This is a genomic window from Lactobacillus panisapium (assembly GCF_019469265.1).
GTDB classification, from domain to species: Bacteria; Bacillota; Bacilli; order Lactobacillales; family Lactobacillaceae; genus Lactobacillus; species Lactobacillus panisapium.
This window is the reverse complement of sequence record NZ_CP048268.1, coordinates 1-13924: the sequence shown is the minus strand read 5'-3', so window position 1 is coordinate 13924 and position 13924 is coordinate 1. Positions and strand designations below refer to the sequence as shown.

Here is a 13924-nt window from a genome sequence, read left to right as displayed (position 1 = left end):
TACCTCTATTCATTTTCTTTTTCATAAGTATCAACTGCATTAAGCAGTTTGGCAAGTGCCTCTTGAACTGTAACACCTTTAATTTGCGTTGCAGCATTAGATAAATGGCCGCCACCGCCTAATTTTTCCATAATTACCTGGACATTGATTTCGCCCATCGAACGAGCAGAAATGCTAATGGTGTCTTTACTGCGCCGAGTAATTGCAAAACTAGCTTCAACATTTTCCAAATCAAGTGCCGTATCCGCGGCTTGAGCAGTAATTATTGGATCAATAATCTGGTCATCATCACCGCACAAAACAGCCATTTTTGGCCCGATCATTTTTAGGCTGCTGACTAGGCGTGTGCGCTCAAGGAAACTATCGATATCCTCCTTAAGCAGCTCGCTTACGCCAACAGAGCTAGCACCAATTGAGCGCAGATAGCTCGCCGCATCAAATGTCCGCGTTCCCGTTCTTAGCGAGAATTCACGTGAATCAACCGTAATACCAGCTAGCATTGCTGTCGCTTCCAAATCGGTCAAGACCCGCTGACCTGAACTTGGTTGTTGGTATTCTACCATTTCAGTGACAAGTTCACATGCGGACGAGGCATAGGGCTCAACGTATGTCAGCATAGGATTTTCAGGGAATTCTTCACCGCGGCGATGGTGATCAATTACAATAATGCGATTCTTCAGCCGATCGTATAAATCTTTTGAATAAGTAATCGAATATTTTGAATGATCAACCATAACTAGCATTGACTTGTCAGTTAAACTTTCCAAAGCATCGTCTGGCGAGATAAACATATCGGTGTCTTCTTTAACTTTTTGCATCTTGGCAACTAACCGGCCAACATCATAGTTTGTCTTGTTGACGTCTAGCACAAAGTTCGCCTTAACATTATGCAATCTGGCAATCTTAACGACACCAATTCCACTACCCACTGAATCCATATCCGGATTAGCATGACCAACAACAAAAACCCGGTCAGCTTCTTTAAACAATTCACTAATTGCTTGGGAAACCATTCGTGCACGCACACGTGTCCGTTTTTCCATTGGATTGGACTTGCCGCCATAAAAACGCGCGGCCTTTCCAGGTTGACTTAAAACAACCTGGTCACCGCCTCGTCCTAAAGCCAAGTCAAGGTTAGACTGGGCTTGGTCAGCCAATTCGGTAATTAAACTACTGCCAAAAGCAATTCCAATCGATAAGGTCAATGGCGTATTATTACGGCTGGTTTCTAGCCGCATTTTATCCAAAACGGAGAACTTATCTTTTTCCATTTTAGCTAAATCCTGCATATGTAACAGTAGCAAGAAATGATCCTCATCAATCCGCTTAAGGTAGGCATTGTAATTTTTGGCGTAATCACTCAGAGTATTTTGCACATAAGAACTCGTAGTCGTAAGTTCCTGATCATGCATCGTTTCGCTTAGTTCATCGTAATTATCAATAAATACTTGGCCAATTGCTAACAACTCATTATTATATTTCTGTTCAATTTTCGCATAACGCGTAATATCAAGTAAATAGATCACACCCAAATTATTCTGGATGACCATTTCAAATTGGTGACCATCCCAATTCACAACGTGATTTTCAGCAGTTTTAGCCTTTAACAAATCATCAATTAACTTATCTAAATCTGGATCAACTGATTTAATCGTGTGTCCAATCAGGTCTTCATCCTTTAAATAAAGCTGTAAATATGGATTTACCCACTGAATTTGTCTGTCCTTGTCATACAGCAAGATGCCAAGAGGCATTTTAATCATCGCTTCTTGTTCGCTGCGCTTAATCCGATAAGACAAACTGACAGCAAAGTTATTCGCGTTACCAGCAAGTATATAAGCACCATAAACGGTACAAGCAACAGTCAAAATAAAAATTAGTACCATTGCCAAACCGAATAATGGATTCATGATCATCGCAACAATACTGCCTAAAAGTGACAGTGCCAAGATGATAATGACAGAAGCTGTCAAACGTGAATCCTTGATAAAAGCAGGAAATTCAAGCTTACGTAAAAAATCTTTCATGTAAGATCCTTCCTAAATTAATGTATAGTACATCATTATTATTATACCTTGTAATCACTTGATAAGAAACTCCTGAATATTAAGCTTTTATTGCTGCTAACAAGTAGCAGGTACCGGGTTATCTTTAAATTAAGCTAAAGTCGACGATTATCGCAGGCTGGAGCAGGCTGCTTGCTTTCCTTGCATCATTCTAATAAAAATTGGTGCTTAAAAATTAAAGTCAGCAAAACAGCGGATAAAAAGTCACCTAGCTGGTGGTACTAGGCGCTATTTTTATATTATTAATTCTTGACTTTGGAGTATACTCCAATGTGATACTGAATTCATGGAGGCTTTGGATAATGAAAATTGCCGCATTCGCTAAACTAGTAAATATTAGTACTGATACCCTGCGTTACTATGAAAAAATTGGGCTATTGCATCCCCAACGTAACAGAAATGGCTATAGAGACTACACTGATGCCGATGCTGCATTAATGAAGTTTATTACCAATCTGCGTCACGCACAGCTCAAGTTACCAGAAGTTAAACAAGCTGTTGCCTTATATCAAAGCCCTAAAAGCAATTACTGCGACAAAGAGACCTTAAAACTAGTAACGAAAAAAGCACAGGATTGTCAGCAACAAGCCATTTTTTATACCAAAATGACAAAAATTCTAGCTGAACTTAAAAACAAAATTGAAGAAGAAGCCTCAATTGACGAAATCGAAAATAGCTTAAAACAGTTAGGCGAATTATAAACTGGAAGGAAAAAATATGATTGCTTATCTTTATAAATTGGACTATCTTGCCGCACTAATTTTTCTATTAGTAGCATACTGGAAAAACGATGGTTCATTACTATTTTTTATTGCCTGGTACCTAGTTTTTGATCTTGGGGCAGCTGGCTATGCAATATCACCTCAGGTGGGAAATGTTCTTTATAATCTCGGTCATTTACTTGTATTTCCGTTAATCTTTTTGACCATTTTGACTTTGTTTCCCCATTTAAGAACAACCCAGTTAATCAACTTTAACCTAATATGGCTGGCACATATCTGCTTAGACCGGACATTTGGCTGGGGCTTAATGCCGCGATAAAGAATAATTTTAGTTTTGGGCGGAATTAACTGCCGCTTTACAAAAAAATATTTAATAAACCACAAAAAAGGCGGAAAATTAACTTTTCCGCCTTTTATTTTATTTGACTTAATTAGTCTTCAGTAACGAATGGCAACAAGCCCATAATGCGAGCTCTTTCGATTGCCTTAGCTACTTTACGTTGATTCTTAGCGCTAGTGCCAGTGACACGACGTGGTAAGATTTTACCTCTTTCGGAGATAAAACGTTTCAACAGATCAACGTCCTTGTAGTCAACGTAATCAATGTGGTTGGCTGCGATAAAGTCAACCTTACGACGACGATGGCCGCCTCTTCTTTGTTGAGCCATATCCTAGGTCCTTTCCTTAAAATTAGAATGGAAGATCATCATCAGAAATATCAATCGTGTCACCCGAACCAGCAAATGGATCTTGGGTATTATCAGATTGATTACTGCTATTTAGCGGATTATTCTGATTAGATGGTCCCATGTTTGGCGAATTATTGGTATTTTGATTACCAAAATTGCCGTTATCAGTTGGTGTAAAGCCACCATTTTGACCACGGGCTTCACGATCTTTACGTGATTCAAGCAATGCAAAGTTATCAACGACAACTTCGGTCACATATACTCTTTGCCCATCTTTATTATCGTAACTTCTGGTTTGAATTCGGCCGTCAATACCAACAAGTGATCCTTTAGACGTAAAGTTACAGAAATTTTCTGCTGCTTTTCGCCAAATTACACAGCTAATAAAATCCGCACCTCTCTCGCCTTGAGCGTTAGTATACTGACGATCAACGGCAAGAGTAAACGTAGCAACCGAGATTCCACTCCCAGTAGTACGTAATTCAGGATCACGTGTTAAACGGCCAACAAGTACAACTCGATTAATCATACTTTAGGTCCTTCCTTTCCTAAATCACGAAAACGATAAGTTACTATTTTTTATTCGCCAACTTTGACAGTCATTGAACGCAAAACAGCAGTGTCAATCTTAGATAAACGGTCAAATTCGTTAACTGCGTCAGCGTTGTCTGCAGTGAAAGTCATAACGTGATAAGTTCCCTCACGGTATTTGTTAATTTCATATGCGAAATGACGCTTTTCCCAGTCTTTTGACTCAACCATCGTACCACCATTATCGGCAATAACCTTATCATAGTTTTCAACTAGCGCCTTTTTTGATTCTTCATCAATATCAGGCTTAATAATATAAGTTATTTCATACTTAGTAGTTGTCATTACTAGTGCACCTCCTTTTGGACTAAATGGTTCTTGCTAAAAATTCAAGAACAAGGAGTAATTTAGTTTTATTACTCGCAAGCACTAATTTTAGCACAGAAACAAAAAATTACCAAACTATCTTCACGTGATCCTACAAGGAATTTTTTCATCCCTCACAATTAAATACGCAAAAAAGTCTGATAATTTTTTTCTTAATTATTCTTCTGATTCAGCAGTTGTTTCTTCGTCATTTGCAACTTCTTGGTCTTCTTCAGCAGGCACAACAGCAAGACTTGCAACCTTACTACCATCACCAACTTTAATCAAGCGAACACCAATTGTGCTTCGACCAGTTTGAGAAACATCCGTAATCTTAAAGCGGATCATAATTCCGTCATCCGTAATGACCATAATATCCTGTGAACCATCTACTACAGTAACGCCAGACAATGGTCCATTCTTTTCCGTGACATTGGCAGTCTTAATTCCCTTACCGCCACGGCCTTTAACCGGATACTCACTAGCGCTGGTCCGTTTGCCGTAGCCTTTTTCAGAAATGACTAAAACTTCATCGCTATCTTTAACGACACCGGAACCGACTACATAGTCATGGTCACGAAGATTAATTCCCCGGACACCAGCAGCAGTTCGTCCCATAGAGCGGACAGTTGTTTCGTTAAAGCGAACAGCATAGCCCAAATGAGTACCAATCAAGATATCTTGCTTACCATCGGTTGGTAAGACATTACTCAATTCATCACCATCGCGCAGCGTTAGAGCAATTAAACCACTATTTCTGATATTGGCAAATTCACTAACGTGGGTCCGTTTGACAGTTCCCATCTTGGTAATGAAGAAGAGGTACTTATCATCTGCATCTTCAGGAATATTAATGATTGTCTGGATTTTTTCGCCCTTCTCAAACTGAAGGAGATTGACAATCGGCAAACCCTTAGCTGTCCGACCAAATTCAGGAATTTCGTAAGCTTTCTTAGAGTAGACTTTTCCCTTATTAGTAAAGAATAACAATAAATCATGCGTGCTTGAATACATTAAGTTTTCGATGAAGTCACCATCTTTAATGCCCATGCCTTTAATCCCTTTACCACCACGGTTTTGGGTCTTAAATTCATTAATCAGCATCCGCTTAATGTAGCCACTGTGAGTCAAGGTTAACAAGACATCTTGTTTTTCGATCAAATCTTCATCTTCAATCGAAACAACTTCTCCTTCGCCAATCTTGGTTCGGCGATCATCACCAAAGCGCTTTTGAATATCAAGCAGTTCGTCATAAATAATCTCGTTAATTCTTTCTGGTCGTGCAAGAATATCTTGGTAGTCCGCAATTTTGGCTTTTAATTCTTTATATTCAGCTTCAACTTTATCGCGTTCCAATCCGGTCAGGCGAACTAACCGCATATCCAGGATCGCTTGCGACTGCTTGTCATCTAATCCAAACCGACTAATTAAAGCAGCTTTAGCAATATCACTTGATTCACTTTGACGAATAATATGAACAATTTCATCAATGTGATCTAGTGCAATCTTCAAACCTTCAAGAATATGAGCTCTAGCTTCAGCTTTAGCAAGATCGAACTTGGTTCTTCTAGTAACAACATCTTCTTGGTGTTGCAAGTAGTATTGCAGCATTTCCTTTAAGCTTAGGAAATGTGGGGCGCCATCAACAATTGCCACCATATTCATGCCGAAGTTGGCCTGCATCTGTGTCTGCTTGAATAAATTATTCAAAATAACACTTGCGCTGGCATCACGCCGAACATCAATGGTAATTCGCATCCCAGATTGGTCGGATTCATCACGAACGCCAGTGATTCCGTCAATTGTCTTAGAACGAGCTAAATCAGCAATCTTCTTTACTAATTCAGCCTTATTGACCAAGTACGGAATCTCAGTAACTACAATTCGCTCACGACCACTTTTTTCGGTTTCGATATTAGTGTTAGCCCGAACAACAATGTTGCCCCGACCAGTTTCATAAGCGCGGTAAATACCGCCTCGACCCATAATCGTTCCGCCAGTTGGAAAATCTGGTCCCGGAATTGCCTTCATCAACTCTTTAGTAGTTATTTCTGGATTGTCCATCAACATATGCAATCCTTGAATAACTTCAGAAAGGTTATGTGGTGGAATATTCGTGGTCATACCAACGGCAATTCCACTTGTCCCGTTGACAAGCAGGTTAGGAATCCTAGCTGGTAAAACAACTGGTTCATTTTCAGAGTCATCGTAGTTACGTTGCCAATCAATAGTATTTTTATTGATATCACGCAGCATTTCAACCGCGATTTTACTCATTCGTGCCTCGGTATAACGCATTGCGGCTGGTTCATCACCGTCGACCGAACCAAAGTTACCGTGACCGTCCACCAGCATATACCGGTAGCTAAAATCTTGTGCCATGTGCGCCATCGCCAAATAAATTGAGGAATCTCCGTGGGGGTGAAACTTACCCATAACTTCCCCAACTATTCTGGCCGATTTCTTATATGGTTTATCAGGTGTAACGCCTAATTCGCTCATTCCGTAAAGAATACGACGCTGGACTGGTTTCAAACCATCGCGAACATCAGGCAAAGCCCGTGCTACGATAACTGACATCGCATAATCCAAAAATGAACTGTTCATCACGTTGGTCAAGTCAACGTTTCTTATTCTGTGATCTTGACTTTGGTTGTCGTTATCCATTTAAACCTCCTAAGCATCCAAGTTTTCAACGTACTTAGCGTTGCTTTCAATGAAACTACGTCTCGGTGCGACTTCGTTACCCATAAGTAATTCAAACACCTCATCGACATTTTTAGCATATTCCGGACTAACCCGATCTAGCCGCCTATTTTCAGGATTCATGGTCGTTTCCCATAATTGTTCTGGGTCCATTTCACCCAATCCCTTATACCGCTGAACCGTTGGCTTTGGACTTGGCTGCAAGCTGCCTAGGTAGTCATGCAATTCCTCATCAGTATCTAAATATCTGATTACCTTGCCTTGACGAACTTGGTATAGAGGCGGACGAGCGATATAGACATATCCTTTGTCGATCATTGGACGCATATAGTTGTAAAAGAGTGTTAACAGCAGCGTTCTAATATGGGCCCCGTCGACATCGGCATCAGTCATAATAATCAGCTTATGGTAACGGGCCTTGGAAACATCGAAATCAGCTCCAAAACCAGTTCCTAATGCTGTAAATAATGACCGAATTTCTTCATTGGCCAAAATACGATCCATCGAAGCTTTTTCAACATTCAGAATTTTACCACGAATCGGTAAAATTGCTTGTGTTAATCTTGAACGGCCTTGCTTAGCAGAACCGCCAGCTGAATTACCCTCGACAATGAATAATTCTGAAATACTTGGATCATTACTTGTATTATCTGCCAATTTCCCTGGCAAATTAGCAATTTCTAAGCCTGATTTCTTTCGGGTAACTTCACGAGCACGCTTAGCAGCAGTTCTAGCACGTTCAGCTAACTGTGCTTTTTCAACAATCTTTCGGCCAACTTGCGGATTTTCCATTAAGAAAGCATTGAAAGTTTCAGAAAATGCCCGGTCAACTGCCGTTCTAGCATCGGAATTACCTAATTTGGTCTTAGTCTGACCTTCGAATTGTGGGTTTGGGTGCTTAACAGAAACGATTGCTGTCATACCCTCACGAATATCTTCACCAGACAAATTATCATCATTATCTTTCAGTAATTTAGTCTTATGAGCATAATCGTTAACTACACGCGTTAAGGCTGTCTTGAACCCTGCTTCATGCATTCCGCCTTCGTAGGTATGAATGTTATTAGCAAAAGTCATCAAAGTTGTTTTATAACCCTTAGTATATTGCAAAGAAACTTCGACATTAATGTCGCTGAAAGTCCCCTCTACATAAATTGGTTTATCAAATAAAACTTCATTATCACGATTTAGGAACGAAACGTATTCTTGAATACCACCCTCGTAATGATAAACATCCGTTTCGGCGCTATCTTTTCGCTTATCCGTAAACGTCAGTTTTAAGCCTTTATTCAAAAAGGCTAATTCACGTATTCTATTTTTTAAGATTTTATCATCAAATGAAGTAGTTTCAGTGAAGATATCAGGATCTGGGAAGAAGTGAACAATTGTACCATGATCAGTCAACGGCACAGTACCAGTCATTTTCATTTCATGATCAACACGACCGTGATCAAAGTCAATAAAGTACTTTTTGCCATCACGCATTGTTGTAACATCTAGCTTGGTTGATAATGCATTAACTACTGAAGCACCAACACCGTGCAATCCACCAGATACTTTATAGCCGCCACCGCCAAATTTACCACCGGCGTGAAGAACAGTAAAGACAGTTTCAAGCGCTGGACGACCGGTCTTTTTCTCAATGTCAACTGGAATTCCCCGTCCATCATCTTGAACAGTTACGCTACCATCTTCATTGATGGTAACTTCGATCTTAGTTGCAAAGCCTGCCAAGCTCTCATCAATACCATTATCAATTATTTCCCAAACTAGGTGGTGCAAGCCTTGAGAACTTGTGGAGCCAATATACATACCCGGCCGTTTACGAACAGCTTCAAGCCCGCCTAAAACTTGAATTTGGCTGGCATTATATTTATCAGCTTCTTTTTCATATTGCTTGATTTGGTCGAGGTTGTCTTTCTTCTGATCAGCCATTCAATTTCCCCTCTTCTAAATAAATCTTCCCTGATTTAATCCGGTATACCTTAGGCTTTTTAATTATTTCCCAGGAAATACCTTCGAGATCTGTTGTTGTAATAAAAGTTTGTGTCTTACCATGAATGTAGTTGAGCAGAGCACTTTGACGGTCATGATCAAGCTCACTCATTACATCATCGAGTAAAAGTAATGGATATTCGGCAGTTAAATGATGTACTAATTGGATTTCCGCAAGTTTAACACTAAGCGCAATTGTTCGCTGTTGGCCTTGCGAGCCATATAAATGTGCATCCTTGCCATCTAATTCAAATTCAATATCATCACGATGAGGTCCACTAAGAGTTGTTTTTTTCAGTAATTCGACCTTTTGATTTTTTTGGTAATTAGCAAGTAGTTTGCGATATACCTCTTCGACACTATCAGATTCAGTTACTTCCTTGACTGATGGTCGATAATGAAGTGTCAATTTTTCATTGCTGGAACTTATGTGTTCATATGCGTTTTGAGCATAACGATCTAAGTACTTTAAGAATTTAAATCGCCGAACAATCACTTCAGCCGCAACCCCAGCCAATTGATCGGACAAAACATCTAGAAACATCATGTCCCGTGCTTGTCCTTTTGCCAGTAATTTCAGATAGTTATTTTTTTGTTGCAATACCTGTCTGTATTTACCGGCAAAATAAAGATATTCCGAATTAATCTGGCCAAATTCTTGATCCATAAAGCGCCGCCTTTGTGTCGGTGCTCCTTTAATTAAATCTAAATCTTCTGGAGAAAACAAAATTGCATTTAACTGTCCAACATACTTTGACAGTTTGGCTTGTTCGATCCGATTAACCCAGACTTTTTTACCCTTTTTGGTAATTAATACCCTTAAGGATAAATCAATTTGGCTTTTATATACATGACCAGAAATATTTGCATAATCCTGGTCAAAAGCAATTAATTCTTTATCACTACTTGTCCGATGTGATCTCGTTAATGCCAAAAAGTAAATCGCCTCAAGCAGATTAGTCTTGCCCTGCGCATTTTGCCCGATAAAAATATTGACATTGGGATCAAAAACTACGTCTAATTGCTGTAAATTACGATAATTTTGTGCAATAAAGTGCTTGAGATACATTCAGGTTACCGAAATTCATATCTTTCTTGGGCAACTTCAATCTGATCGCCAGGTCTAATCTTTTTTCCACGGCGATTTTCCTTAATCCCATTCAAGATAACGGGATTTTCTTGCAGATACCACTTAGCTTGACCACCGGAAGAAATGATACTTTCTTCTTTTAAAAATTGACTGAGAGTGACATACTCACCCTTTACCTTAAACTCTTTGATAATATCCACCTTCATCACTTTAATTACCTATAGTTAAGTATATGCGTTTCACAGGTAAAATACAACTTTAAGCGCAATATAAAGCCCTATAAACGATTTTTTTATAAATAAACATATCACAGTGAATGACAGTAAAAATAGAATAAGACGCCTTTTTTGTCTATTTTGAGAAAATTGCCAAAGAAAAGACCATCATTTCGATGGCCTTTTTCATTATTAACTAAAAGTTTGTTTAAAAAGTTCTAACTGGTGTGATTAATTGCACAAAGTCGATATCATCTTTATCTGGATTTACAGTGAAAGGCCGCAGCGGCTGGGTAAATTCCATTACAACCGAATCAGTTACCGAAGCTCGCAGAGCATCACGCAAATAATCAGGGTTGAAGGAAATCTTCAAGTTCTTGCCTTCCAATTTCTTAAAGGCAACATCTTCTTCTACGTTACCAATTTCTGCCGATTCACCCGATAATTTAGCTGTTTGATTTTCAGTATCTAGGGTTAAATCAACAACATTGTTGCGGCCAGCGTGAGTTAACAGACTTGCACGGTCAAGTGCGCTAGAAAGCTCAGCTAAATCAAATTCAACACTTGTCGTGCTTTCGCTTGGAATCAAGCGTTCAGTATCAGGGTAGCTGCCCTCAAGCAAACGTGAATAGAACAGAATATTACCAATTTCAAAGAGTACTTGATTTTCACCCGGACAAACTTTAATTTCTGGATCAGTTTCCCCGATAATACGTGCTAATTCAAGCAGGCTTTTACCAGGAATAATTAAGTCAGTTTTAGCTTGTGGTCCATTTTCTAACGTCAATGCGCGACTCGAAAGACGATGTGAGTCAGTCGCTACAGCGTGAATCCGCTCAGGGCCAAAGTCAAAGTGAACACCTGTTAAAACCAGACGGCTTTCCTGGGTTGCAACTGCAAATTGGGTTTCATTAATGATTTCACGGAAAGTTTTTCCTGAGATGATAAAAGAGGACTCGTCAGGAATTTCCGGTAATCTTGGATAGTTATTGGCATCAAGACCATTAATCGTGAATTCACTATTTTCAGAGATGATTTGTGTTTGGAAACTTTCTTTTACTTCAAGTGAAAATTCCTTACCTGGCAAACGTCTAATAATTTCACTGAAAAACCGGGCTGGTAACACAATTGCACCAGTTGATTCAACAGTTAAATCTTCACTTACCGGAATTCTAATTTCGATTGAAATGTCAGAATCACTACCAGTTAAAAGAAGTTCATCTTCAGTTAAGTTGAGTTTGATTCCGCTTAATATCGGTATCGTAGCGCGAGAAGAAATAGCATGCATTACATTGTTTAGATTATCAACGAACAGATTTCTGTTTACGGTAAATTTCATTTGTTACCTCCTAGATTGGCATTTGTTTTATTTATTAATTATATATTTAATTAAGTAGTATTAGTAGGTCCTGTGATTTCTGTTGAAAAACTTAATTTGCCCTAAAATAACGTAATTATGACGGTTAAGAAAATGTGTACAAGACTGAAAGTTTTCCACACTTAAGCACTTTTTAGCGATCAAGCATCTGTTTCAAATCAAAAACTGCTGTTTTGATATCTGAGTCCGTTTTTATTTCGCGACTAATTTTATCGCAAGCATGCATCACCGTTGTGTGGTCCTTGCCGCCAAATTCTTGGCCGATTTTAGGTAAGCTGGAATCAGTTAATTCACGAGACAGGTACATTGCAATTTGGCGCGGTACGACAATCTGCCTTACCCGCTTTTTTCCTTTCAATTCATAAGTTGAAGTTTGGAAATAATTAGCAACGACTTCTTGGATTTTAGAAATTTGTAAGCCTTGATTTTTTTGCACCAGTTTTAGATCTGCTAGGGCTTCGCGAGCTAAATTGACATTAATGTCTTCATGCTCAATTGTTGCATGCGCCTGGACTTTAACCAAGGCACCCTCAAGCTCACGAATATTGGTATCAACTTGTGAAGCAATGTAATCGAGTGTGCTGTCATCAATAATGAGATTTTCAGCTTCGGCTTTTTTCCGCAAGATTGCAATTCGCGTTTCCAGATCGGGTGGCGTAATCTCAACTTGCAGCCCCCAGGTAAACCGAGATACCAGTCTTTCGGACAAGTCAGGAATTTCGGTTGGCAGCCGGTCACTCGTCATAACAATCTGTTTTTGATCGTTATAGAGTGTTTCAAAAGTATGGAAGAATTCTTCTTGAATACCCTCTTTTTTGGCAAAAAATTGGATATCGTCGACTAACAATAAGTCGCAGGTACGATATTTTTCCCGGAATTGATCCTGCGTTTTATTTTTAATGGAATTGATGAAGTCGTTAACGAAGGTTTCACTTTGGATATAAACGACTTTCGCATTTGGTCGTTCTGCCAGCATTTGGTGACCAATCGCTTGCATCAAGTGTGTCTTACCTAGCCCCACGCCACCAAAGATAAAAAGCGGATTATAAAAACTACCAGGACTATCGGCAACAGCTAAAGCAGCACCTGCTGCAAGTTTATTTCCTTCACCTTGAACAAAGTTATCGAAAGTATATTTATCATTCAGCTTAAGATTGCGGACAAATGCATTGGTTTCTTGTCTTTGCGTCTTTTCACGTAATGGCTGTGTCTGCGGCTTTGGGGTTACGAGCCGTTCAGTACTGCTATCGCCTTCGATCTGAAAAACAGGAATCACTTCAATATTGGCATATCCGTATGCTGACTGAATGAGCTGCGTAGACAAATTCTTTTCCCAATATCCTTTAGTAACCGGATTTTGGACGGCAATTTTTAGTTCATGAGTTTCCTTATTATAGGAAACGGGTTTAGTATTTTTAAACCAAGCATTGTAGGCAACTTCATTAAAACGTTCACGCATTTCATCGTTAAAATGCTGCCAAAATTTATTGATGTCAAACAAAATAAGTCCCTCCGATAACGTTAAGCAAAACTTATTGTACCATCTAAATAAAATGTTTTCCACAAGTGAATAACATTAATCCAAAATCAACAAGTTGTGGATAGATATTTTAGAAAGATACACAAATTTTGCGAGAAATAAATCTTGAAATGAGAAATTTGCAGGCAATCCTGTGGATTATTTTTATTAATTTACCAGTAAAAGAGATGAATAAGGCAGCGAGATATCCACATGCTGTGAATATCTTTTTTAACAGGTTGTGTCTTGTGGATAAACTTGTGCAAACTGCTGTGTGTCATAAATTGTGGATAAAAAATGCCGGTCTTTTGTAAACAAGATACATAAGTAATTATCTGAAAAAATGTTAAAACTTGGTACCAATTTGCTCCTAAATACATTGAATAATAAAAATGCTATTGTCGGTAAAAAGGGGCTGCTTGTTTTACAAATTAAAGCTCAAAATTAACTAATTCATGCTAGCGGTTGTTCATGGGCAAAACACTTTTTATTAAAAAAAGATGATAGCGATTAGCATGCATAAAATAAAACTTATACCAGTGCTTTTTAGCTTAACTGCTTTTAGCTTAACTGCAAGGTAAACGCGTGAAGAATTCAACTTCATTGAATTAGTTAGTGGCTGTTTTCATAACTTGCTTACATTTTAG

At 38.9% G+C, this 13924-nt stretch carries 12 protein-coding genes; 2 read left to right on the top strand and 10 right to left on the bottom strand.

Annotation, left to right across the window (positions count from 1 at the left end):
* Window positions 1–5: 5 nt before the first annotated feature.
* The gene (locus GYM71_RS00060; RefSeq protein WP_220220420.1) at window positions 6–2027 is read right to left on the bottom strand and encodes a DHH family phosphoesterase; all 2022 of its coding nucleotides are present in this window, start codon (window positions 2025–2027) and stop codon (window positions 6–8) included.
* 341 nt (window positions 2028–2368) lie between these two features.
* Between GYM71_RS00060 and GYM71_RS00055 the strand changes: the two genes are divergently transcribed.
* Together GYM71_RS00055 and GYM71_RS00050 are read left to right on the top strand one after the other, a co-directional pair.
* Window positions 2369–2767, top strand: coding sequence for a MerR family transcriptional regulator (locus tag GYM71_RS00055; protein WP_103752647.1), 399 nt, complete (start codon window positions 2369–2371; stop codon window positions 2765–2767).
* Between the two features lie 16 nt (window positions 2768–2783).
* Window positions 2784–3107: a DUF4260 family protein gene (locus GYM71_RS00050; RefSeq protein WP_220220419.1), complete on the top strand. Its 324-nt coding sequence runs from the start codon at window positions 2784–2786 to the stop codon at window positions 3105–3107.
* A gap of 112 nt (window positions 3108–3219) precedes the next feature.
* Here the strand turns inward: GYM71_RS00050 and rpsR are convergent, their stop codons facing one another.
* The 9 genes from rpsR to dnaA all read right to left on the bottom strand — a co-directional run bounded on the left by rpsR (window position 3220) and on the right by dnaA (window position 13259).
* Entirely contained in the window at window positions 3220–3456 is a 237-nt protein-coding gene (gene rpsR / locus GYM71_RS00045; RefSeq protein ID WP_090093298.1) for a 30S ribosomal protein S18, read from the bottom strand.
* Window positions 3457–3478: 22 nt separating this feature from the next.
* Window positions 3479–4006 carry a single-stranded DNA-binding protein gene (ssb, locus tag GYM71_RS00040; RefSeq protein WP_103752645.1) on the bottom strand — a complete coding sequence of 176 codons (528 nt, stop codon included), beginning with the start codon at window positions 4004–4006 and terminating at the stop codon, window positions 3479–3481.
* Window positions 4007–4056: 50 nt separating this feature from the next.
* On the bottom strand, window positions 4057–4353 hold the full coding sequence (gene rpsF / locus GYM71_RS00035; protein ID WP_220220418.1) for a 30S ribosomal protein S6: 297 nt from the start codon (window positions 4351–4353) through the stop codon (window positions 4057–4059).
* Between the two features lie 198 nt (window positions 4354–4551).
* Window positions 4552–7041, bottom strand: a complete 2490-nt coding sequence (gene gyrA, locus GYM71_RS00030) for a DNA gyrase subunit A (protein ID WP_103752643.1) — start codon at window positions 7039–7041, stop codon at window positions 4552–4554.
* Window positions 7042–7050: 9 nt separating this feature from the next.
* A complete protein-coding gene (gyrB, locus tag GYM71_RS00025) occupies window positions 7051–9015 on the bottom strand; it encodes a DNA topoisomerase (ATP-hydrolyzing) subunit B (protein WP_103752642.1) in 1965 nt (654 codons plus the stop codon).
* A complete protein-coding gene (recF, locus tag GYM71_RS00020; RefSeq protein WP_220220417.1) occupies window positions 9008–10144 on the bottom strand; it encodes a DNA replication/repair protein RecF in 1137 nt (378 codons plus the stop codon). The genes gyrB and recF overlap by 8 nt, the downstream gene beginning before the upstream one ends.
* Window positions 10145–10149: 5 nt before the next feature.
* Window positions 10150–10371, bottom strand: a complete 222-nt coding sequence (gene yaaA, locus GYM71_RS00015) for a S4 domain-containing protein YaaA (RefSeq protein WP_103752640.1) — start codon at window positions 10369–10371, stop codon at window positions 10150–10152.
* Between the two features lie 217 nt (window positions 10372–10588).
* Window positions 10589–11719, bottom strand: coding sequence for a DNA polymerase III subunit beta (gene dnaN / locus GYM71_RS00010; RefSeq protein ID WP_103752639.1), 1131 nt, complete (start codon window positions 11717–11719; stop codon window positions 10589–10591).
* A gap of 172 nt (window positions 11720–11891) precedes the next feature.
* Window positions 11892–13259: a chromosomal replication initiator protein DnaA gene (gene dnaA, locus GYM71_RS00005; RefSeq protein WP_220220416.1), complete on the bottom strand. Its 1368-nt coding sequence runs from the start codon at window positions 13257–13259 to the stop codon at window positions 11892–11894.
* Window positions 13260–13924: the final 665 nt, after the last annotated feature.